Origin of the sequence: Nitrososphaera sp., assembly GCF_013388945.1 — an archaeon.
Classification (GTDB): Archaea; Thermoproteota; Nitrososphaeria; order Nitrososphaerales; family Nitrososphaeraceae; genus Nitrososphaera.
In genome coordinates, this window is sequence record NZ_JACAEH010000013.1 from 1 (window position 1) to 21,101 (window position 21,101).

Below are 21,101 nucleotides of genomic sequence, written 5' to 3' on the forward strand. Positions count from 1 at the left end.
ACTTTCAATCTCCGCTGCTTGGAGATTCACGTTTTAACTACAAGAAAAACTCGCTCAGCTGGCGACACTGATACCCAACTTTCAATCTCCGCTGCTTGGAGATTCACGTTTTAACGCTTTTGCCGGTGTCATTTGGTATCTGCAAAGCGGCCTTTCAATCTCCGCTGCTTGGAGATTCACGTTTTAACCCTTTCTGGTTTGCGTGTGTCGTAACGAGTAGCGGTTCAACTTTCAATCTCCGCTGCTTGGAGATTCACGTTTTAACTTGCTCGTTTATGCGCGGAGCCAGAATGTAGTAATTGTCCTTTCAATCTCCGCTGCTTGGAGATTCACGTTTTAACCAAGTAATCCAGTCTGTTACGGTTTACTGGAGGATCAACTTTCAATCTCCGCTGCTTGGAGATTCACGTTTTAACAAACAATGCGGCATCTTTCCCAAGCCAGAAAGTTAATAGCCTTTCAATCTCCGCTGCTTGGAGATTCACGTTTTAACTGGGCGCCTTTTCGGCCGTTCTGGTTAAGCAGAGCACGAACTAAAGCCCCTGCCATCGGTAGGAACCGATTATGTTCTATCTGTAACTGCCCTTATAAATATAATCGAAAGAAATCAATTCTACAGCCTTGCCTATCAGCAGGTCAGAACGGGAATGAAACAAGTTAGGAGGGGCATCATTGTAAGCATTCTTTGTGTCCCACACCTTGTTCGCGACAATCGTCCAGCTCGTATTGCAGAAATGTCTCGAAAACTCACAATGTGCCTCATTATTTGCAAGGAATGATATATTTCATTGATATTTGAGAGTTTTACATCAAAAAGCTAAAGTATTCAATTATAGTTAACAGATCAATGTACTTCCTTTCCGGGGAAGACCGAAGAAAACTGTTCAAAGGCATAGTATCACGCGGGAGAAGCATGACGGTTGACGAAAGCCTGAGGGGATGGAACTGGGACAAGCCTCCCGTCGAGCCGCCCTACGATACAATCAAGCTGGGAGTCTATGAGGTGGCCGGCCAGTATTGTGCATCAGGACGGGATGTTTTTGTCAGGCGGATAGACGGCATCAAAGGCACGCCCTCAAAAGACATGGTTAGGGGCCTGGTCTATCACCATGCTGTAGCTGACGAGATCTCGATAGCAAAGACATACATGTACAAACAGGGAGTCCTAGGCGCTGCAGACCTGTACGAGCATCTTGTAGCAATAGCTGAAGAGAGGTTTGCTGCGTACATGCTCACTCACGGAATGCTCTTCAAAGAGGCAGCCTTCACCGAAGCGGATATTGAAGAAGTCAAGATGAACCTCCACAAGCTCTGGACCTATGAGGCCTCTCAGATGGCATCATCGGTCAAGAGCATACTGTCAAAGCAACCTAGGATAGGGATCGACGCGCTTGTGCATACTGCAATACCTGTCATAGTTGAGCAGAAAATAGACGGCAACGCCCTTGGCCTCAGCACACATCTGAGCGTCGACGCCTTCAGCTTTGACTCCATAATCCTAGACCTGAAGACGGGCGAAGAGAAGGAATTTCACAAGCTCTCAACAACAGGCTACGCTCTTGTATACGAGAGCATCTTTGAATACCCCATAAACGTTGGATGCATAGTCTACGTGAACTTTTACAACAACTCGCCTGTGCCGATAATAAAGCGAGTTCCGCACCTGATAGACGAGCCATTACGAAGAGAGTTCTTGGAAGCAAGGGATGCCAAGATGAAGATGATATACGACAGGCGCGACCCAGGGCTGCCGCGCAAATGCTACGCAAACTGCCAGTTTTTGAAGCACTGCGGAGCGGGACCGGAGCAGATTGAAGTTAGTGCTTAGCGAATTTGGGCTGTTCCTTGGAAGGAAGCGGAACAGGTATGTTGTAAGGAACAGCAAGGAGAAAAAGGAGATACTCAGCACAGACGTAGAGCAGATCCACATACTCAACCCGGGCGTTTCTCTTTCCATAAGCGCAATGAGGCTGGCACTGACAAACCAGACCTTGGTGGTGCTCGGGAGCAGGAACGGGTGGCCACACGGCTTTGTAGTCCCTGCAAAGATATCAGGCACCATCAGGGGCAAGCGCGAGCAGTTTCTGGCCTATCAGGACTCTCGGGGCGCCACTCTGGCAAAAAGGTTCGCTTCAGGAAAAGCGTACAACCAGCGGAACCTTTTGAAGTTGTTGTGGAAGAACAGGGTAAGGACAGAGCCGTCGCTTGCAGAAATGCTGTACAAGGCCTCTGAAGAGGTGGAAAAGCTTGCAAGGGAAACAGAAGCGATCAACGGTGACAGCGTGGACAAGATCAGGACCGATGTCATGAACAGGGAGGCGCGGGCGTCAAAAGAGTACTGGACTGCAATATCAAGCCTCATTCCTGCCGAGCTTGGCTTTCCAGGCAGAAAGACAAGAGGGGCCACAGACCCTGTCAATGCCATGTTGAATTTCGGGTACAAGGCAATGCTCTTCGTGGAATGCTGGAAAGCGATTTACTATGCAGGTCTGGACCCGTACGCTGGATACCTCCACGCGGACAGGCCCGGCAAGCCTTCCCTTGCTCTGGATTTCATGGAGGAGTTTAGACAGCATACGGTGGACCGCGTGATACTTGCCATATTCAGCAAAAAGATGCTCAAGGCAGAAGAGATAACAGAGTTTGACGAGGCGAAAAACCAGCAGAGGTTAAGCAAGCAGACGATCCAGGTTTTGACTAAAGAAATCACTGGCCAGCTTGAAAGCGATGTTGCATACCGGGGCGAGCGCTGCCAGCTAAAGGACGCCATACAGAACCAGGCGCGTTCGCTTGTAGCCTACCTGATGAACCCTGCAAAGGCGTACTCCACTTTTGAGCTTGCGTGGTGAGGAGCATGCGGTACATAGTAGTCTACGACATAACAGACGACAACCTCCGCACTTTAACGGCTGAGACACTGAAGGATTATGGGCTGAAGAGGATCCAGAAAAGCGCGTTTATGGGAAACCTGAAAAAGCACATACTCAACTCCCTCTTGGCAGACCTGCGGCGGATGGTGACTGTCGACAGCGTGCTTGTCTTTCCCCTTTGCGATGCAGACTTTCGCAACATGGTCTCGGTAGGAGTGGAATTCGTAGAAGAGGAAAATAAGGATGTCGAGTTCTTCTGACAACGACGGGAGCGAATACTCGTTTACCGATGCCGGCGAGAATACGATATCAGTTACAGATATCAAGCATTATTTCTACTGCCCCAAGATAATCTACTTTGACAAAGTCATGCATGCTGACGCTGTCCTGAGCTCGCAGCAAGAAGTTGCAAAAAAGATTCACAAGGAAAAGGAGAAGAAGGACAAGCGTAGAAAGACTATGTTTTACGACGAGCAGTTTCCCGGCTGCCAGAAGCTGTTCAGGGTGCACATGTTTTCGGCGTCGCTCGGCCTTGAAGGGATCGCAGATTGCGTAATAGTCAACGGGCGGGAGCGTATCCCGGTGGATTACAAGAGAATGTTTTCAAAGAAGGGCGAAGCGTGGACAGACCACAGGTTTCAGCTGACGGCCTATGCCCTTTTGCTGGAGGAACAATATTCGACCATCGTCAGGAGAGGTTTTGTCTATTACCTGCCGGAAGACCTGGCGGTAGAAGTAGAGATAACTGAGAGTATGAAGACCTATCTCAAGAAAGCTATAAGGGCAATTCACAACGTAGTCGAAGGTGGCGAAGAGCCGTCTGCCAGAATTCCCCGGTCAAGGTGCACGGGAGGCTGCGGATATCTTTGGATATGCGGCGGGATATGGAATAGAAAGAATTGACCCTGTTTGACCAGAATCGCTCGGCCTGTCTATACACTCAAGGATGTTTCTCGTATTTACAGTACTTGTAGAGCATCGTAGCCATCGATCAGATCGGCATCTATTCATCTCCATCTATATCCAGATTCAATCCAATGGTATCTGAATATGGCATTTTTATTATCCACGGATCATGTGATTTATCTACGTACTCCGCCAAGGCATACGATTTACCAGTGCGAACTGGAACTAGGAGGTCAGCCGCTTCAATTGTGAGGCCTTCTTCTTCAAGCTTTTCATACGTTGAACGCAACGATACGGGCAAAAGGTCGATTGTTCCGTCTGCCCGGTCTATCACATCTTCTACCCAGTCATAATTGATACCAGCAATGAGGTTATTTTCAAAGTCTCTTATGAGGGGATGATTCAGAGCATTTTCATACCGGAATTTGCTCTCGTCGCTATAACCCTGCGAGTATACCCTGTCGGCCGCCCGTACCAGATCCTGTTCTCTAAGTGGGTTAGCAAGCGATGATAGCTCTTGTAACGACTTATCTACAAATTTTTTGTCATAGATATTGTATCTGTGTAGTTGTTTTTCGAAAATTCTTACAGGTGCAGGTTGTCGTTTTCCGTACCTGTTTATCCTCCCAAAACGCTGAACCAATGCATCTAAGGGAGCCGGCTCTAAAAAGCCTTGATCAAAATCCACATCTAGGCTTACTTCCACTACTTGAGTGGAAACAAGGATCTTTGGTAGTGACTCTCTAATTTTTTGTTCAATCCTATTTCTATCTCTCTTGCAGAATCTGCTATGCAAAAGAACTGTTTCTTTAATTCTGTTTTTAATTTCTGCATATACCTGCTGAGCTGTGGGAACATGATTGCAAACTACTAGCGTAGACCTTGCCTTCTCGGCTTCTTTGACAATTAAATCAATATTGGACATAATATCTCCGCCTATTATTTCATAGTTGTGACGTTTTAGCTCAAGTATCGCATTGTCCGTAGCTTCATCAGTTGAAGGCTCTAGAAATGAAATCGATGGTATTTCCCGTTCAAGAACTTGCTTTCTGAGAAATTCCGGCATAGTTGCTGAAAGGAATAAACAAGATGCATTTTTTGTTATCAAATGCTTTGCAGTAGCTACCGTCAAACCTGTTATGCTGGGATCATAGGCATGTATTTCGTCAAATATGAAACATGAGTTTGGGAATTCTGACAACATCGTCTCCCAACCTTTGCCATGTAAAGAATATCTGAGTACTTGGTGAGGTGTGCAGACTCTGACGGGAAACCACATTTCTCTTGCAAGTGAGCCGAGCATTCTGGCGGTACCTTGGTTACGAAGTCTTGAAGTTAAATCGCCATCACTTTCGAAGATAGAATAAAGTGAAGAAGCTGCGCGAGAATGCAAAAGACCTACATTATCGTCACCGAAATAACTCTTGAGGCGATCATGCATCGCATTAATGCTGGCTATGTTGGGAAGAACATAAAATAGCCGCCCATTTTTCTTTTGGTTCGTTTGAGCCCATAAAAGTGCAGCCACAGTCTTTCCCGACCCGGTGGGAGCTCTAAGAATCAGATGCCCATTCACTTTTCCGGCATTTCTTTGGAATGTTCTTATGTTGTGTGGAGCTATCTGATAGCTATTCAGAAGTGGAATAGTACGGAGTGCTGATTCCAGATCTACTCTGATGTTACTGCCTATGTGGTCGCTTGAGACAAGTAAGCCGCGCAGAACCGATGCATAGTATCTTTTCTGGAATTCAATATTCCTTGATTGTTTGTTCCTCCGTAGCCAGCTTTTGTCTATCCAAAGAGGAGAGAGGCCTATATTTTCTGTATCCACTTTCCATCCTATTGCCGCAATAATTTTTTTCCATTCTTTTTTGAACGTAATTATGTTGTCGTTCCATTCTTTTGCCATCTCATTCCATACCGGTGTTAGATCCGTAGGCCAAGGAATCTCTTCATACGGTAAACAGCCTTTGTCTGGCGATACTCCATCCGTTGGGAGGGATTTGTGGTGGGTTATTACGGCAAGCAGAATCTCTTCGCCTAGACCCAAATAAGAACCGAATGCAGCAGAGAGTATTTCATGCCTGTGCGCCCACTTCCCCATATCGCGACGAAGTACTTTCTGGAAACCTGTTGCAGCCTTTCCTACATCATGCACTGCAAGTGCAATCTTCAGATCCCTTTCAAGCTTTGCAATTACATCGTCATTAAAAGGAAGCCTGCGAAGTAATATTTCAGCTGCCCGAAGACAACGCAATGTGTGTTCCGCAAGAGTCTCACCATTATCCTTAGCCAGAATAACGGCGTCGCTCATGTCTTGATCCATTTGTGAAGGTAAATTACGTCATCAGGATCAGAACCATCTGAGGGATGGTAAAGTTCTTCTAGGGTAACTTTGAATCTAGATTCTGTAGTGGGAAGCATTGCTTGATAACGCCCTATAGGTCCAGTAATTCGAGTCCTTTTCTGAGTACTGTTGTCAAACCACTCCGGACACCTCACTATTAGAGAAGGAATGTTCTCCTTCACTACGGGTATCATGGTAGGACCTAAATTTCCCGATTCGACTGGGGTTAACTCCACTACCTTGACGTCAGTGATCCACATTATATCTTGGGACCTTCCCAAAGTAGGAGTGTTGATAGGATTTCTAAATGCTGCAACAAGGTCAAGATTTGTCAGATATAGATCAAGCTGAGGTTTGAAATGTACATGCCTTTTCAAAATTCCTTGGCCCTCACGATGTTCCTTCAGATTGCCCTTGTCATCCAATACAAGACGATCAGTTTTTTCCAGTTCCACGTCAGTTGACATGCAGCGGAATTCGTAGCCTATCCTCGTATCCTTATATGATATTACTTTACCCGCGCAAGTGCTGATCAGTCCAAGTATGGTACTATATGGTGGACATGGCAAAGTGAGTTGAGTTCCAGATATAGTAAGAGGGTGTTTGAAAAATGCGGTCAGCCCTTCCATGCGCACGTGCGCTGCCTGTATGCGGTCAGCCATCGACTATTGCACGCTTCTCCGATTATCCTGAACGGTTCAGTAACTTAGCAATCTGTTGTGAGGCATCAATGGGTGTAGTAACTACAAAAGACACACCATTTTCACTCAATCCCGACAATGCAGTAACCGCATTCTCATTCTTCAGATAGCCTTTGCGGATTCCTATGTACACAGGGGTGACTATTCTGTCAGCATAATCCCTAACAATTTCTCTCAACGTATCCACTTTCATAATTGGACCGTTCCCGTCATCACTGAATAGGCCGTTGAAGATTGGATTTCCGCATGCAAGTCCTGAGACTATTAGAACCTTGGGCGAAACATCAGTTCCGAAAGCTGCCTGCTTTGCTCCACCGCGCAACCGTGATAAGGCTTTCAGTAATGCTGCTGCACGTTCTTTTCTTTTGACTTCTGCGTCGACCATTTCGTATATCTTGCCAGACTTCCCCTCATCCTTTTTTATTACGATTTTCTTGTTCTGCAAAAATTCTTGTGCCTTCTTTTCATCCAGTTCTATTCTATCTCCAATATTCATGAACAGCCCTAGTCTCTTGTAGTTTAGACAGAATATTGCTTGCATATTGCTATTGTAAAATTCTGTCGTGTAGGGCTGAGGAGAGCCTTCTTTCAGATGCACAAAACCTTCGTCTCTTCCCTGCCAGCCCGTCTTGCGTAGCGACACAAGGATTGACGCAGAAAATGGCGAAGCACGCATAAGGGCACGCGTCCTACTCCCTGCAATTTTCCTATCTTCTTCTGCTTCATCTTCGTCTTCTGACTTGGATTTACCTTGGCCTTTTTCTGCGCGCATGTACCCAAAAATATCATCCTCTGGAAAGTCGACTGGATTGAACTCTCCACCAATCTTGTTTGTGTTACCTTTTTCATTTATATCTAAAGCTCTTAACTCACTCGCAGGCCATCCAGTTTCCTCGATTATAGTATTGCGGAGCCACCTTTTCCAGGCTTGTGCTGAAACATATGGAACACGATACTGACCATCTCTGAAGGTCTTTGGTACTGTGACATTCCTGTCTTCCCCCTCGCCAAGACCTGCGCCGTTTAGAAATGACGCGGGTGCCTCAATAACAAATGTTCCTGCTATGTGAGTTAACTCTTTGGGTGTACTCATTGGTGGAGAGTTTGTAACTGTTCCTTAAAAAGATGTTCTCTATAAGAATTTACCAGATATAGGCTGAGTTGAAACAACCTCAACGTTTTGATAGAGTTACCATTTGAGTCTCTAAGGAACGCATCCCAAGTTCCGTCATCATCAAATTTCTTCTGAAACAGTGAGAGCCGTCTTCTAAACCAGAATAGGTCTTTCTCCCCTCTTTTCATTTCTTCCAAGACATGCTTTTGGAATCTTGATATTCCTTTTCTGCTCAAATAATCATTCATAATTCTTGCCAACAAGTCTTTGTGTTCTTGCAATAGGTCGGTTTCTAGATCTCTGGGCTCTGTGATTGGTACAGGTTTCCTTATCTCTGGTGCACTTTTCTTGTTTGTCCATTCGGTCCACATCAGCCGAAATCTGAAAAGTAACTCAGATACGGATTCTTTTCCCTGTTCGTTTAGACATAAACTCTTCCAATCCTCGTAAGTAAATCCCTCATATTTCTCTGCGTTCTTGACAAACTGGCGTCTGAGCCAAGGCAAGCCGAGCTTTCCACGCGCTAATGGCTCAAGAACCGTCTGTTGAAATTTTTCTATTCCTTTGTCATTAACGATGGAGTTAAAGATTACTGCTCCGACATAAGATATCCTATCGCTATTCTCATAGTTTCTAATGATTGATTTCTGTTCTGTTTCATAGAATTCACCTATATGGTGCATATAGTATTTTACAAACTTCCAAGCATCACGGTTTATTCCGATACTTGCGTCAGAATCAGCAGAAAACAGCCCCATATATTCTCCAAAGCTTAGAATCTTACCTTCAACCATTATGACAATCAGCCTTCTTAAGGCGTTCTGCTTTGCAAAATCTCTGTCGATGTCTTTTCCTAGACTCTCAAACTCCTTTCTATCAAATTTGGACTTGGCGTATTCTGCTATCTTGTGGGCAGTTTTCAGTGATGCGGGGTTGATATGTCTTATGTATGTCTGATAAAGGAAGAAAAGTTTTGATGATACGCCGTTAAACTTCTTGAATGGATACAAAAAGGAATAGTCAGTACCTTTTGAAATGCAGTTAAGAAACGAATATTCGGGGTTTCTATCCTTTGCTATCACATCCTCGATTTCCTTGCGGCAACCATGTTGCACAGCTTTTTGTAGAAAAACAAGAGCAGGGCTTGGAATTTCTCTGATCTCACAATCGGGGCCCGTTCCAGAATTTGAAAATCTCCACACAAAGAGCGAAGTTCCTGCGGGCAGTTCATCTTTGTGCATTTCTTCCATGACTGAGAGGATCCTTTTTATCGCCGCGATGCTTCCCTCTTTTGATCCCAGTGTACTTGTATCTCCGGCAGATATCCTACGACGAATTTCTTCAGTAATTAACCTTACATAATCATACCAGAAGCTTGTTGAGGTAGACTGAAAAACAGCCAAACGGCCGTTAATCAGGAGAACTCCTAAAGGAAGATAGTGAACTGCAAATAAACACGTTGCACAGATGTTCGGTGCACGCGAGCTGGCCGGTAATGCTTGGGCGTCACTACCAACACTGCCTGCTAGTGGAAACCAATCCCTACCGACATACCTTTTTGCATCTTTATTGCCAAGTGGAACAAGAATCTCTCTAGCCAGCTTGTCAATGTCTAGGCTGTAGGTATGTCCGCAACACTCACATCTTTCTTTAATATCTTCCTTTCCTATCTTGTTCAGGATGCCTGTAGTCATTTTGCTATAGTATAGAACCCTCTTCTCATAGTCTTTGATTCCCGGATGGGTAGCAAGCGAATTTATTGTGAATATCATGCTGGTACTCTTAAGCTTGGAATTCCGTCTTGCAAGCTGCTCTCCGTTTTGATGTACTTTTTTCATATGATCAAGCGTCAAGTCATCTATGTCTCTACAATTGGCCAGAGTAGCAAGTACTGCAAGCCCTGTATCGACAAAAGGATTTCCGGTGAGCTCGATTTTCACTTCATACTACTAAAATAAACACAGATTTATCTTTTTTATAGATAATATCTTGCTACTCCAAACCCTGCCGTTCTTTCCATGCCGATGTTAGAGTATTCTGCAAACTTGGCAAGCTTGTTTGTAACTAGGCTAAACCCTGAATCACCCCGGCCTTCTTCGTCTATCCTGTAGGCACACCATCCCACAAACCCTATCTTCATGCTCTTGCCGGTTACAGTGAGCGTCCGCAGGTCATAGCCGGAAACTGTCATGCTCTTTTCTGTCCATGCCTTGTACTTTTCATGTGTCTCTTTTCCAAACTTGTCGGCCATGCAGGCGTCCCAAACCCTCATCAGGTGCGGGAAAATCACATTAGGCTCTGGGAATAACTGGTCAAACTTGGAGCCTATCTTTGACAGATGGGTAGGTGTGTCAAAAAGTAGCCTGAAGCGCCGGGCATCCTGCACTTTTGAGAAATCCTCGGTCCTGATAGTCAGCGAAGCTACTTTGAAGTGCGAATCGTATATCATCAGGCTTTCGTTGGAGGAAAAGAAGTCAAGTGCGCTTTTGGCTATCCTGTCGTCAAGGAACCTGATCTTCAAGATGCAGGGTGTCGATGGGTCAAGCTGGTAGCCGTCAGCATGTTTTTTTGTAGACCTGAAGTACAGTGGCGTGACGGAGTAAGGCTTGAGCGCATTGGGCTCATGCAAGTCCTGCGAGAGTGCTGGATCGATCCTGTTAAGGATGTTCAGTGCCAAGCCCCTAGCCAAGTAACCTGTGAAGGCAGGCATCTTGACGCTCTTTTCTGCAAAGGTCTTTACTTCAAGCTCCGTAACCAAACACCAAATCATCAAATATGCTTGTATATTAGATGAATCTATTTCTGACATCAGAAATAGCGTATAAAACTATATAATTTGCCACTCCAATAGAGCAAACATGTCCGAAATCAACCGTTTGAGTTCGGACTCGACATCTGGAGAATCAGGGAACCACCGGGCCCGCCATATTCTATTGCCACATTCGCATGTTACCGCCGCGAAACCTACCGCATGGCGGCTATCATCGGAAATACTTTTTGCTCAAGGATCCTTTCATGGTCGGCTGAACGCTCGGTGGAAATGAGGAGCAAGAGCCCCTGCTTTTTTACCGGTATAGTCAGGCGCTTGACCTTTTCGTATACGGTCAGGGAATACTCTACCTTTCCCAGCTTTTCTTCAAAAGGCTCCCTCATCGTCATCTTTAATGTTGTAAGAAATGTGGACTTCTGCGCTTCTTTTTCAGTCAGCAAAGGCTCTATCCCATCGTGATATGCGTGCATAACGAGCCTCCCGTTTCTGTCTACAAACCCTGCAAACCTTATCCCCTCGTCAGAGTCCAGTATCTGGTTCAGGACATCGTAGGTGCTATCGTGCATCATTGGCCGGGTCGCTATCTCGCACGAGAACGTCGTCTGATAAAACGATTTGTAGTTATTTTTCAGGACGTACGTCTATTCGCGTGCCAAAAGCGCAAACGTCCCGCCGGCGCCGTACGCAAGCGCAATCAGCATCCTTGACAGCATGACTGCCACGTCCTGGTGGTCTGCAAAGAGCGACGTGTCGATTGCAAGCGCCGCAGGAAGCGCCGCAAGCGAAATGGCTGCAACTATCAGCTGCTCGCGGTTATCAAGCCTGCTGTACTTTTTCATCATAAGGTATGTGGACAGGTTGCCAAGACCTATCCCAAGCAGGATGAGGTACTGGTAGAGAGAAGGGAAGGCGGCAATACTTGCAAAGGGGCCCGCCCAGCAGATGCCGTTGAGCGCCTTTGCGCCTGCCGACCAGCGCACGCTGTTTTTCATCCTTTCGCGGATAGCCGGCATCGCCTTTCTAAAGCGCGGCCATGCGACGCCAAAGGTGGCGCCGAAACTTCCAACCCAGATTACCGCGTAATAATAGAAAGGCGCGTTGTTCTGAAAAGCAAGCTCTGACAGCGTCGCGCCCGCAAACACGGCCGCGGAGACACCTGCAAACAGGACGCCAAACGCCCGCCTTGTTTCAAGCGCAGGGTCGGACAACGGTACCATGTGAGACCTTTGCCAATAAAAAGGTGGAGGCCTTACTTGGCCTGGCCCGACACCCTGGCCCACCTTGCAAGCGAGCCTGCCGCCGTCACCCACTCAATGACAGAGTGGTACACCGGAACATTTGCCGCCTCGATGCGCTTTGAGATGTCCTTCGTGAACGGTCCGCCCATCGCGCCTATTACAATCGGCTTTTTGCCCTGCTTCTGGAACGACGCCAAGACGTCCACTATCGTCTCTTCAAGCGGGTCGTCCTGGAAGACAAACCACGGCATGATGATGTCGATGTTGGGGTCGTCCATGAAAGCCTGTATCGCAAAGCGGTAGTCGTCGGCGTTTGCAGAGCCGGTGATGTCGCACGGGTTTCCGATGACATAAGTGGCAGGGTAGTGCTCCTTGAACGCCTTCTTTGTCTGCTCTGAAAGCTCCGCCACCTGCAGCCCCAGGCGCTCAAAGTTGTCAATCGCTGCGATAATCGGGCCCGCGCCGTTTGTCACAAGCGCGACCCTGTTGCCCTTGGGCGTCGGCTGCCAGTTGAGCGCCTTGAGCGAAGCAGTCAATTCTTCATAGCTGTCGACTGAGATTATGCCTGCCTGCTCCATCGCGCCCTTGACGACGCCAAACGAGCCGCCAAGTGATCCCGTGTGAGACGCTGCCTGCTTGGCTCCCCTTGCGGACCTGCCGTTTTTGAACATCACAATCGGCTTCTTGCGCTCCTTTATGACCTTCCTTGCCGTGTTCATGAACTTGCGCCCGTCGCCGAGGCCCTCAACGTACAGGCCTATCACCTTGGTGTTCGGGTCTTCTGAAAGGTACCAGATCATGTCTGCCTCGTCCACGTCGGACCTGTTGCCGTACGAGATCATCTTGGACATGCCAAACACGTCAGAGCTCTCCATGAACGCGATGCCGACGGTGCCGGACTGGGACAGGAACGCGACGTTGCCGTTCTTTGGCCTCAGCATCCTTGCATGGCCCTGGAACGCGCAGTCGAGCCTGTTTGCGCCGTTGAACATGCCGATGCAGTTTGGCCCGATTATCCTTATTTTCAGTTCAGACGAGAGGCGCTTGACTTCAGCCTCGATTGCAGCGCGCTCGCCTCCAAGCTCCTTGCCTCCTCCTGAAATCACTACAAAGTTGTGTATGTTCTTCTTTGCCGCTGACTTCAACAGCTCTGGCACAAATTTCAGGTCTACAGTCACGACGACCAGTTCCACGGGGTCTGCGATGTCGTCAAGGCTCTTGTACGCCTTGATGCCCATTATCTCCGGGTAGCCCTTGGCGTTTACGGGGTAGACCTTGCCCTTGTAGTCGTGCTTGACCATGCTCTCCAGGACGGAGTTGCCGACCTTGCCGGCCTCCGGCGACGCGCCGATGAGCGCAATAGACTTGGCGTTGAAGAACAGGTCCATGAACGACGAGTCGGGCTGCGCCTTTGAGATAGCGTTCGGGTCTGCGTTCTGGCGCAGGATTATCTTGGCGTCTACGACGTAATAGTCGCTTGGGTAGAAAATGACTGGGTTAAAGTCGATGCTCTCGTAAAACGTCGCCATGTCTGTCCCGAGCCTGCCGATGTTGACGAGCGCGTCTGCTATCATGTTCTTGTCAATCGGCGCGGAGCCGCGGAAGCCTTCGAGGATCTTTTTGCCCTTCAGCTCCTCTATCATGGAAAGCGCGTCCTCCTTTGTTATCGGGAGCACCCTGAACGCGACGTCCTTGAAGACTTCGGTGTAGATCCCGCCGATACCTGCCATGATGATTGGGCCAAACTGCGCGTCGTTCTGCAGGCCGACAATGAGCTCGGCGCCCTGCGGCACCATCTTTTCAAGAAGCACTCCCTTGACGCTGTACTGCTTGGAAAGCCTGCCGTGCATGTCAGAGAATGCCTCCTTTACCTGCGCCTCGTTCTGCAGGCCGACCTTGACTCCCTTGACGTCGGTCTTGTGCAGGATCTGTGGCGAGACTATCTTGGCGACAAGCGGGAAGCCTATCTGCTTTGATTTGCTCTGGGCATCCGCCTCGCTTGTGACCAGGGCGTACGGGGGAACCTTGACGCCATATTCCGTCAAGACCTGTTTAGCTAGCTCCTCTGTGATTACTTTTTCCTTGGTTGAGAAAACGCCATCAAATATGCTTTGGACCTTTTGATTGGCCATTGTGTTGAAAAAAGCCTCTCAAGCTTCTTTTAAAGTTACCTAACTATCTGTGCCAAGTTTCTATACCAAATGTGAACCGCCGCTGCAAGCCAGTCGTCGCTTGTTCAGCTGGACGTACAAACAACATTTCTTATGCTACAAAGTATATGATTAGTTGAAAAGCGATGCCAGTCTTTCAATGCGTCTCGTGCGAGGTCCAGTTCGGGTCCCGTGAGGATTTTGACAAGCACGCCCGGGAATCGGGCCACTATGTCGTGGAAGTCTTTAGCGACTACGAGGAGGCGGTGGCCATAGGCTAGACCCTCCATCTAGTCCTTCTGACAATTCAACCTGATTATAGATGGTTGATTTTTACGAAGTTGCGGTATACCTTCTGACACCTTTCAACAAGCCTTTCGATTTCGCTGGCCTTTGGAGCGACCTTTGCCCTGTCGAGCTTTTCGGCCCTGACTTCGGAATCGTACTCTTTAATCCAGGACTCTACCATCGGCCTGTCCACTTCAAGGTGGAACTGGATTCCGTAGGCGCTCCCTATCTTGAAGGCCTGCGGATACAGGTCGCTGTACGCGAGCACCTCTGCTTCCTTTGGCAGCTCGTACGTGTCGCCGTGCCACTGGAACACCTTCATGGGCGACTCGAGGCCGGCAAAAAGCCCTTTTTTGCCCTCCCCAGACAGAGACACGTCGAACAGGCCTATCTCCTTCCTTGCGCCCTTGAACACATGACCACCGGCGGCCTGCGCTATCAGCTGCGAGCCTAAGCATATCCCCAGAAGAGGAATATCGTTTTTGATGGCGTCGCGGATAAGTTCCTGCTCTTTTTGCAAATATGGCAGATTGTCATAGACTGCCATCGGGCCTCCAAGTATCACGATTGCAGAGTAGCCGGCAGAGCTTGCCGATTTCAGCTCCTGCGCGCTCTTGCTCTCTATTTCAAAGCCGTCGGCCTTTAGCAGCCTCTGAAGCGTGCCCAGGGTCTCGCAGGCGATGTTTTGAACAGACAGGACCTTTCTCAATCAACCCGATTCTGCGAAGGCGGTATTTATTTCCCGGCAAAAGCGTTAAATCGCTCGGCCGCGAGAGTAGAGCTGCCCGATGGGCTACCCTACCTCAGATGAACTTGTGATAGAGAAGCTGAGGAGCTTTGTCGGCCAGCTCAACGAAGAATGCGAGAAAGGCTCCGTTGTGGTGGTCGAAGGCAGGCGCGACGCAGAGGCGCTCTCAAGCATAGGATTCACAGGGAGCCCTGCAGTTTTCCACAACTTCAAGGGAGTCGCCGACTTTGTCGACGCGCACGGCCATACGGGCAAAAAGATAATCCTGCTCCTTGACATGGACAGGACGGGCAAGTATCTCACGGGGAGGCTCGTGTCTCAACTGCAGACGAGACGGAACAACGTGACGCTTTTCTACAAGCACCTTCTTGCAAAGATAACAAGCGGCAAGGTGAGGCACGTCGAGGATCTGACCATCTTTGCGCCTCGGATGTCGGGCATCACAGGTGCGAGAAAAGACCTCTACTTTTACACATAAAAGCACTTATATCAGAGCAGGACTGAATTTCAACTACTAACGAACAAACCACTAACGAGGTATTGAAGAAGAATTGCCTAGCACAGGAATAGTAAAGTATCATGTTAAGCTAAAGTTTGAAGTTGATGGTTTGGTCGAGAAGGCCGACATAATCGGTGCGATTTTTGGACAGACCGAAGGCCTGCTCGGACCAGAGATGAACCTCAACGAGCTGCAGAAAGTGTCAAAGGTTGGACGAATAGAGGTAAACGTCGAGACGAAGGGAAGCGTGGCAAAGGGCGACGCCCTGATACCCATGAGCACCGACATCTCGACGGCCGCGCTCATAGCGGCAGCCATCGAGAGCATCGACAAGGTGGGGCCCTTCCAGGCCAAATTCCAGCTCGTCGGCATCGACGACATCCGCGCAATCAAGAAGAAGGTCATAGTGGACAGGGCCAAAAAGATAGTACAGGACTGGGCGACTAAGACAATCTCTGAAGGCGAGGAGATGTTAAAAGATGTCTACGACGCAAGCAAGCCCGGGAAATTGACCTCCTACGGCAAGGCCCAGCTTGCGTGCGGGACAGGCGTTTTTGATTCAGAGTGGATAATCCTCGTAGAAGGCAGGGCAGACGTCATCAACCTGCTGCGCGCCGGCTACGACAACGCCATTGCAATCGAAGGCGCCAGGATTGACGAGACCGTCGTCAAGCTGACCGAGGGCAAGAAGGTCATAGCCTTCCTCGACGGCGACAGGGCTGGCGACCTCATCCTGAAAGAGCTTGCCGGAGTCGTGAAAATAGACAAGGTGCTTCGCGCGCCGACCGGCAGGGAAGTCGAGGAGTGCACGCCGCTAGAGATTACCGAGATACTGAAGGACGCGTATTCCGAAGTCCCGCAGCCGCGGGTTGAAGCGCCGGTGCAAGAAGAGCGCAGGCACGAGCGCCGCGACAGGGACGACAGGGGTGACCGTGGCTATCGCGACCGCGGACGTGGCGGCAGGTACCGCGACCGCGGCGGATACCGCGACCGCGACTACCGCGGAGGAGGCGGATACCGCGACCGCGGCGGATACGGAGACCGCGAAAGGGGCGACTATGAAAGGCCACGCGAAGAGTACGCGCCTGCACCCGAAGCCGAACCTGTGCAGGCTCCAGTCACGCCGGGCCAGCCGTCTGCAGCAGCGGCAAACGACGCGCCGGAAGTGCTGACGGCAATCCGCGACGTGTACCCGCAGATAAACGAGACGCTCGAGGCTGTGATCCTCGACGGCTCGATGAAGCAGCTGCTGAAAGTTCCGGTATCCGAGGTAATCAAGAGGCTCGACACGGCAGAAGGCGCCAAGTACCTGGTGATAGACGGAATCGTCACCCAGCGACTGGTCGATGCAGCCGACAAGGCCGGCATCGAGTACATCGTGGGGCACAGGACTACAGGCGTCACCAAGGCAGCCGAGATAAAGGTCAGGACTTTTGGCGACGTGGGCATCACGAACTAAATGCCGGAGATAAAGCTTCAGCACATACTGACCCTGGTGCAGCTCCTTGCCAAGGGGGCGCGCCACAACTTTGTAGAAGTCACTACGGGCGGCCTTGGCAAGAACATCGGCAGGTCGCAGCAGGCCGCGTCAAAGCACCTGCTCGACCTGGAGACAGAAGGCTACATAGAGCGCGTCAGGCGGGGCCAAAAGTTCGCAGTCCGCGTGACTGACAAGGGCTTTTCTGAAATAGAGAACCTGTTTGCGTCGCTGAAGTCCGCGCTCGAGTCGGCGCCTGCCTCAATAGACTTTGAAGGAACAGTCGTATCGGGGATGGGCGAGGGCGCCTACTACATGTCACTTGAAGGCTACAGGAAGCAGTTCAAGGAGAAGCTGGGCTACGAGCCGTACCCCGGGACGCTCAACGTAAGGCTTGTAGACCCGCTGTACATGACTGCCCGGCGCGAGCTTGGCAGGCATCCTTCAATATTCGTCGACGGCTTTAGCGACGGCACAAGGACGTACGGCTGGGTCAAGTGCTACCGCGCTACAATCGACGGGGTGGAAAACGCTGCCGCCCTTGTGCTGGAGCGCACGCACTACGACGACAGCATGCTTGAAGTGATAGCGCCTGTTTCGATAAAAGATTCAGCCGGCATCAAGGTGGGCGATAAGGTGAAGGTGCGCGTCCAGATTCAGATGCCGTAGATGGTGTCGCCAAGCTCTTCTTTCATCTTGGAGCTTTTGGAACCCGGAATAGGCGTCGAGAGCCTTATGACCTGCACGTCGAGGTTGCGCTTCTTGCAGTTTTCAGCGACGTCCTTTTCGCTGTGCGCCTGGTCGTAGCCAAGGGCTATGACGTTTGGCCTGACGTACTCGACTGTGTCATAAAGCGTGCCCTCCCTGCCAATGAGCGCAAGGTCGACAAAGCCAAGCGACTCGACAAGCTCCTTTCGCAGCGCCTCGTCGTGGTAGATCTTGCGGTCCTTCTTGATCTTTTGCGCGGTGGCCGTCCTTGCTATTACTACCACAAGCACGTCGCCTGCTTCTTTTGCGGCCTTGAGCGTGTGTATGTGGCCGGGGTGTATAAGGTCAAACACTCCGCCCACAAGCACGACTTTGAGCGCGTCGCGCCCTATGAATGTCAGTTTTGTATGGTCTGCCTTTTCGACCATGCCCATCTTTGCAAGCCTGGCAATCCGCTCGTCAAAGAATTCCTTGCTCACCGCAAGCTTTGACTTTAGCCGCTCGTACGCAGGTATCGAGGGCTCTAGCGCGCTTGCGTAAAGGGAAGCGAGGACTGCCTTGTCTACCGGATCCATCTATATCCCGTGGCAGTGGTTGTGGGTCTGCATATCGCTATAAATCATTCGCAACTATTTCCTTGCAATGTAATAGTGGTTGAATATGTCGCCGTCAATGTTCTTTATCTCTACGTTGCCAAAGCCTGCCTGGCTTAGCATCTCCAATGCCTTCTGCCTGCCCCAAACTGTGCCCAGGCCATCGCCTCCGTAGGCAAGAGATACCGTCATGCAGTGCATTGTCGAGATGGTATAGAGCGTAGGCGCGAGCGGGTTCTCCATGTTTTCATGCAGGTTGCTCGACGCGGCGATGTCTGCCATCAGAAAAACGCCGTCCTTGCGGAGCGCCCTGCTTATCCCCTTCAGGACCTTTGCCGGCTTTGCCTGGTCGTGTATCGTGTCAAACGCTGTTATCAGGTCAAACCTGCTTTTGTCTTCGAGCTTGGCGGCGTCTGCAATCTTGAAGTGGGCGTTTGCAAGCTTCATCTTTTTTGCCTCCGCCCTTGCGGCCGCTATGCCGTCGCGCGAAATGTCGTAGCCATAGAACCTGCTTTTTGGAAACGCCCTTGCCATGAGGTTTATGCCGTGGCCTCCGCCGCAGCCCACGTCAAGCACATCGACGCCTTCTCTCAGTCTGTCGGCCATGCCTGTGAGGGGCAGTATCTGGTCGACAAGCCTTGCGTCAAAGACGCGCGCAGTCTCTTCTGCCTGGAGCTCCTGGAATTTCGGGTACGCCGAATAGGGAACCCCGCCGCCCCTGCGGAAGCACTCCACTATCCTGTCCTCCACGTTTCCCATGAGCGCAATGTACTGCGCAAGCATGGACAGGTTGTCGATTCCTGCAGCGCGGGTCAGGACGGCAGCGTGCTCCGGCGGCAGCCTGTACTTGCCGGTTGCAGCGTCGTACTCTACAATCCTGCCAGTCACCATGCCGCCGAGCCACTCGCGCACATAGCGCTCGTTCAGCTTTGCAGCCTTTGCAATCTCTTGGCTTGTCGCAGGCTCCATCCTGGACATGGCGTCAAAGAGGCCCGTCCTGTGGCCGATGCTTGTCATGAGGCAGAGCATGCCGTCGTTTAAAATCGAGAGCATCCTTTCGGGAAAGTTTGCCATGACCTGACAGCGTCGATTGTGGCAAATAAGCCTTAAGCAAATAAGCAACCTGCGCCATCAATATCCGTTGTCCACGCCGGCAGAGATAAAGCGCCGCCTTGAGCAGAACTGGCTCGAGTTTCTGAAGGCAAACTCTGCCAAGCTGTCGATGGACTCGCTTGACGGCTCAAGCCCGCCCTCGGTTTTCGTCGGAAGGTACGGCTACCCGAAGGTCAGGGTCGGGCCCATGATACCGCCCGTGCACGGCGACACCACTGCATACGACAAGAGCGAGATGTGGGTCGGAAAGAGCCTCGAAGAGATTGCCAATTTCAGGCTGTCGCTTGTCAGGGGCGTGTCAAGCCTGAGCGTGGGGCAGACTGAAGGCCGCTACATTGAACAACTGCAGGAGCTTGCCATGTCCGAGAGGCCTGCAGAGAGCGAGGCCACGTTTGAAAAGAGGCCGCTTGCAGACACCGACCTTGCACGGGAATTGAGGCTGAACAGCGAGGCCGCGCCGTTCGGGCCTGCCGCCCCGATAAAGACGTTCAAGGCGTCGTCGCTTTCTGCAGACCAGAAGATAGAGGCCGCGTTTTACGACGGCGACATGAAGGCGGCAGACGCCGTCATCGAATTGTATGAAAAAGGAGTCGAGTCAAGCAGGATACACAGAGTGCTTTCTGTCGGCATGCTTGGCGTGAAAAAGAACCGCAAGCTGGTGCCCACGCGCTGGAGCATAACTGCTACCGACGACATGATATCTGCCAGGCTTGTCAAACAGAACGAGACAAACGCCGAGATAACCTTCCACGAGGTCAGGCAGTTCTCCCACCTTGGCAACTACTACTCTGTCATACTGGTGCCTGACAGCGTGTGGAGCTTTGAGATGATAGAGTCTTGGTACGCCGGCGACGGCAAGATGGCAGTTGGAGCCGACTACGAGGACGCAAGGGGGCTTGACCACTACCCCTCTATTGCAGGCGCGTACTTTGCGGCCAGGCTTGCAGTCGCCGAGCACCTGTCAAAAAGGAACAGAAAATCCGCCGCGCTTGTTCTTCGCGAAATCCATCCCGAGTACGTGATGCCAGTCGGTGTGTGGCAGATACGGGAGGGCGTGCGCGAAGCCATGAAAAAACCGGCGGCAAACTTTGACTCGCTTGAAAGCGCGCTTGCGTTTGCCTGCTCTACGATGTCGCAGTCAAAGACAGAAATAACACGGCACAGCCAGATGTGCAGGTCGCTCAGGTCGCAGACTAGGATAACTGATTTCTGACGCAAAGGGTCATATACTTCTGGAGAGAAGTCATGCCGATGAGCGACACGCTTCCAGAAGGCGTCAAGTTTGTTGTCCCGATAAAGCCTGTAGAAAAGTCAGTCAAGATAACCGACAAGGCCAAGGCCGAGCTCCAGAGCTCCGGCATGATGGACGAGAAGGGCAAGCTGAAGATAAAAGGCGTGAGCCCCAAGATGATAAAGCGCATGAAGCTGGAGGCAGTCGACTGCCCGGTGCTGAAGCAGGACGTCGGGTTCCTGCAGTGCTACGTCTGCAAGAATTTCCACAGCAGGGTCTCCGGCCAGGTGTACTGCAAGGGCGAGCCGCTGTAGCGCAAAACTTCATAAACCCTCCGGCGTTGTTTGC

The 21,101-nt window shown here is 50.4% G+C and carries 21 protein-coding genes and 1 CRISPR repeat array; of the genes, 10 read left to right on the top strand and 11 right to left on the bottom strand.

Annotation, left to right across the window (positions count from 1 at the left end):
* Nucleotide 1: 1 nt before the first annotated feature.
* Nucleotides 2-493: a CRISPR direct-repeat array (repeat unit 37 nt; unit sequence CTTTCAATCTCCGCTGCTTGGAGATTCACGTTTTAAC).
* Between the two features lie 354 nt (nucleotides 494-847).
* Genes cas4a through cas4 form a run of 4 tightly spaced genes read left to right on the top strand, consistent with a single transcriptional unit; the run spans nucleotide 848 to nucleotide 3,773 of the window.
* Nucleotides 848-1,828 carry a type I-A CRISPR-associated protein Cas4/Csa1 gene (cas4a, locus tag HXY31_RS07065; RefSeq protein ID WP_292641334.1) on the top strand — a complete coding sequence of 327 codons (981 nt, stop codon included), beginning with the start codon at nucleotides 848-850 and terminating at the stop codon, nucleotides 1,826-1,828.
* Complete coding sequence (gene cas1 / locus HXY31_RS07070; protein ID WP_292641409.1) at nucleotides 1,821-2,849, top strand: CRISPR-associated endonuclease Cas1; 1,029 nt, start codon at nucleotides 1,821-1,823, stop codon at nucleotides 2,847-2,849. Before cas4a ends, cas1 begins: the two co-directional genes overlap by 8 nt.
* A 5-nt stretch (nucleotides 2,850-2,854) precedes the next feature.
* The gene (gene cas2 / locus HXY31_RS07075; RefSeq protein WP_292641336.1) at nucleotides 2,855-3,130 is read left to right on the top strand and encodes a CRISPR-associated endonuclease Cas2; all 276 of its coding nucleotides are present in this window, start codon (nucleotides 2,855-2,857) and stop codon (nucleotides 3,128-3,130) included.
* Nucleotides 3,114-3,773, top strand: coding sequence for a CRISPR-associated protein Cas4 (gene cas4 / locus HXY31_RS07080; RefSeq protein ID WP_292641339.1), 660 nt, complete (start codon nucleotides 3,114-3,116; stop codon nucleotides 3,771-3,773). Before cas2 ends, cas4 begins: the two co-directional genes overlap by 17 nt.
* Before the next feature lie 100 nt (nucleotides 3,774-3,873).
* On the opposite strand, the gene cas3 is transcribed toward cas4, so the two are convergent.
* The 8 genes from cas3 to HXY31_RS07120 form a co-directional block, all read right to left on the bottom strand.
* Entirely contained in the window at nucleotides 3,874-6,090 is a 2,217-nt protein-coding gene (gene cas3 / locus HXY31_RS07085) for a CRISPR-associated helicase Cas3' (RefSeq protein WP_292641341.1), read from the bottom strand.
* A complete protein-coding gene (gene cas5, locus HXY31_RS07090; protein ID WP_292641344.1) occupies nucleotides 6,087-6,752 on the bottom strand; it encodes a CRISPR-associated protein Cas5 in 666 nt (221 codons plus the stop codon). Before cas5 ends, cas3 begins: the two co-directional genes overlap by 4 nt.
* A 55-nt stretch (nucleotides 6,753-6,807) precedes the next feature.
* Nucleotides 6,808-7,917 carry a DevR family CRISPR-associated autoregulator gene (locus tag HXY31_RS07095; RefSeq protein ID WP_292641346.1) on the bottom strand — a complete coding sequence of 370 codons (1,110 nt, stop codon included), beginning with the start codon at nucleotides 7,915-7,917 and terminating at the stop codon, nucleotides 6,808-6,810.
* Nucleotides 7,914-9,878 carry a hypothetical protein gene (locus HXY31_RS07100; protein ID WP_292641348.1) on the bottom strand — a complete coding sequence of 655 codons (1,965 nt, stop codon included), beginning with the start codon at nucleotides 9,876-9,878 and terminating at the stop codon, nucleotides 7,914-7,916. Before HXY31_RS07100 ends, HXY31_RS07095 begins: the two co-directional genes overlap by 4 nt.
* Before the next feature lie 35 nt (nucleotides 9,879-9,913).
* A complete protein-coding gene (gene cas6, locus HXY31_RS07105) occupies nucleotides 9,914-10,696 on the bottom strand; it encodes a CRISPR-associated endoribonuclease Cas6 (protein WP_292641350.1) in 783 nt (260 codons plus the stop codon).
* A gap of 206 nt (nucleotides 10,697-10,902) precedes the next feature.
* Nucleotides 10,903-11,277 carry a hypothetical protein gene (locus tag HXY31_RS07110; protein WP_292641353.1) on the bottom strand — a complete coding sequence of 125 codons (375 nt, stop codon included), beginning with the start codon at nucleotides 11,275-11,277 and terminating at the stop codon, nucleotides 10,903-10,905.
* Between the two features lie 72 nt (nucleotides 11,278-11,349).
* Nucleotides 11,350-11,916 (bottom strand): hypothetical protein, encoded by a 567-nt coding sequence (locus HXY31_RS07115; protein WP_292641355.1) that lies wholly within the window; start codon nucleotides 11,914-11,916, stop codon nucleotides 11,350-11,352.
* Nucleotides 11,917-11,957: 41 nt separating this feature from the next.
* Nucleotides 11,958-14,078, bottom strand: a complete 2,121-nt coding sequence (locus HXY31_RS07120; protein WP_292641357.1) for a 3-hydroxypropionate--CoA ligase — start codon at nucleotides 14,076-14,078, stop codon at nucleotides 11,958-11,960.
* Nucleotides 14,079-14,242: 164 nt separating this feature from the next.
* Between HXY31_RS07120 and HXY31_RS07125 the strand changes: the two genes are divergently transcribed.
* A complete protein-coding gene (locus tag HXY31_RS07125; RefSeq protein ID WP_292641359.1) occupies nucleotides 14,243-14,377 on the top strand; it encodes a hypothetical protein in 135 nt (44 codons plus the stop codon).
* 35 nt (nucleotides 14,378-14,412) lie between these two features.
* Here HXY31_RS07125 and HXY31_RS07130 read toward each other — a convergent pair whose 3' ends face one another.
* Entirely contained in the window at nucleotides 14,413-15,093 is a 681-nt protein-coding gene (locus tag HXY31_RS07130; protein ID WP_292641361.1) for a type 1 glutamine amidotransferase, read from the bottom strand.
* Nucleotides 15,094-15,172: 79 nt separating this feature from the next.
* Between HXY31_RS07130 and HXY31_RS07135 the strand changes: the two genes are divergently transcribed.
* From HXY31_RS07135 to HXY31_RS07145, 3 genes are all read left to right on the top strand, one after another.
* Complete coding sequence (locus tag HXY31_RS07135) at nucleotides 15,173-15,610, top strand: toprim domain-containing protein (RefSeq protein ID WP_292641364.1); 438 nt, start codon at nucleotides 15,173-15,175, stop codon at nucleotides 15,608-15,610.
* Nucleotides 15,611-15,683: 73 nt separating this feature from the next.
* A complete protein-coding gene (gene dnaG / locus HXY31_RS07140; RefSeq protein WP_292641366.1) occupies nucleotides 15,684-17,090 on the top strand; it encodes a DNA primase DnaG in 1,407 nt (468 codons plus the stop codon).
* Nucleotides 17,091-17,777 carry a CTP-dependent riboflavin kinase gene (locus HXY31_RS07145; protein WP_292641368.1) on the top strand — a complete coding sequence of 229 codons (687 nt, stop codon included), beginning with the start codon at nucleotides 17,091-17,093 and terminating at the stop codon, nucleotides 17,775-17,777. It begins immediately after the preceding gene.
* On the opposite strand, the gene HXY31_RS07150 is transcribed toward HXY31_RS07145, so the two are convergent.
* Both HXY31_RS07150 and HXY31_RS07155 read right to left on the bottom strand, forming a co-directional pair.
* Nucleotides 17,765-18,391 carry an FAD synthase gene (locus HXY31_RS07150; protein WP_292641369.1) on the bottom strand — a complete coding sequence of 209 codons (627 nt, stop codon included), beginning with the start codon at nucleotides 18,389-18,391 and terminating at the stop codon, nucleotides 17,765-17,767. The two genes, HXY31_RS07145 and HXY31_RS07150, sit on opposite strands and share 13 nt — an antisense overlap.
* 54 nt (nucleotides 18,392-18,445) lie before the next feature.
* Entirely contained in the window at nucleotides 18,446-19,483 is a 1,038-nt protein-coding gene (locus tag HXY31_RS07155) for a methyltransferase domain-containing protein (protein ID WP_292641371.1), read from the bottom strand.
* Between the two features lie 67 nt (nucleotides 19,484-19,550).
* Between HXY31_RS07155 and HXY31_RS07160 the strand changes: the two genes are divergently transcribed.
* Nucleotides 19,551-20,735: a hypothetical protein gene (locus tag HXY31_RS07160; protein ID WP_292641373.1), complete on the top strand. Its 1,185-nt coding sequence runs from the start codon at nucleotides 19,551-19,553 to the stop codon at nucleotides 20,733-20,735.
* Nucleotides 20,736-20,773: 38 nt separating this feature from the next.
* Nucleotides 20,774-21,067 (top strand): hypothetical protein, encoded by a 294-nt coding sequence (locus HXY31_RS07165; protein WP_292641378.1) that lies wholly within the window; start codon nucleotides 20,774-20,776, stop codon nucleotides 21,065-21,067.
* Nucleotides 21,068-21,101 lie beyond the last annotated feature (34 nt).

What these genes read in the sequence shown, in the direction of transcription:
- cas4a (WP_292641334.1), top strand. Translation starts at nt 848, where the DNA reads ATGTACTTCCTTTCCGGGGAAGACCGAAGAAAACTGTTCAAAGGCATA.
- cas2 (WP_292641336.1), top strand. Translation starts at nt 2,855, where the DNA reads ATGCGGTACATAGTAGTCTACGACATAACAGACGACAACCTCCGCACT.
- cas4 (WP_292641339.1), top strand. Translation starts at nt 3,114, where the DNA reads ATGTCGAGTTCTTCTGACAACGACGGGAGCGAATACTCGTTTACCGAT.
- cas3 (WP_292641341.1), bottom strand. Translation starts at nt 6,090, where the DNA reads ATGAGCGACGCCGTTATTCTGGCTAAGGATAATGGTGAGACTCTTGCG.
- cas5 (WP_292641344.1), bottom strand. Translation starts at nt 6,752, where the DNA reads ATGGAAGGGCTGACCGCATTTTTCAAACACCCTCTTACTATATCTGGA.
- HXY31_RS07095 (WP_292641346.1), bottom strand. Translation starts at nt 7,917, where the DNA reads ATGAGTACACCCAAAGAGTTAACTCACATAGCAGGAACATTTGTTATT.
- HXY31_RS07110 (WP_292641353.1), bottom strand. Translation starts at nt 11,277, where the DNA reads ATGATGCACGATAGCACCTACGATGTCCTGAACCAGATACTGGACTCT.
- HXY31_RS07120 (WP_292641357.1), bottom strand. Translation starts at nt 14,078, where the DNA reads ATGGCCAATCAAAAGGTCCAAAGCATATTTGATGGCGTTTTCTCAACC.
- HXY31_RS07125 (WP_292641359.1), top strand. Translation starts at nt 14,243, where the DNA reads ATGCCAGTCTTTCAATGCGTCTCGTGCGAGGTCCAGTTCGGGTCCCGT.
- HXY31_RS07135 (WP_292641364.1), top strand. Translation starts at nt 15,173, where the DNA reads ATGGGCTACCCTACCTCAGATGAACTTGTGATAGAGAAGCTGAGGAGC.
- HXY31_RS07145 (WP_292641368.1), top strand. Translation starts at nt 17,091, where the DNA reads ATGCCGGAGATAAAGCTTCAGCACATACTGACCCTGGTGCAGCTCCTT.
- HXY31_RS07150 (WP_292641369.1), bottom strand. Translation starts at nt 18,391, where the DNA reads ATGGATCCGGTAGACAAGGCAGTCCTCGCTTCCCTTTACGCAAGCGCG.
- HXY31_RS07155 (WP_292641371.1), bottom strand. Translation starts at nt 19,483, where the DNA reads ATGGCAAACTTTCCCGAAAGGATGCTCTCGATTTTAAACGACGGCATG.
- HXY31_RS07165 (WP_292641378.1), top strand. Translation starts at nt 20,774, where the DNA reads ATGAGCGACACGCTTCCAGAAGGCGTCAAGTTTGTTGTCCCGATAAAG.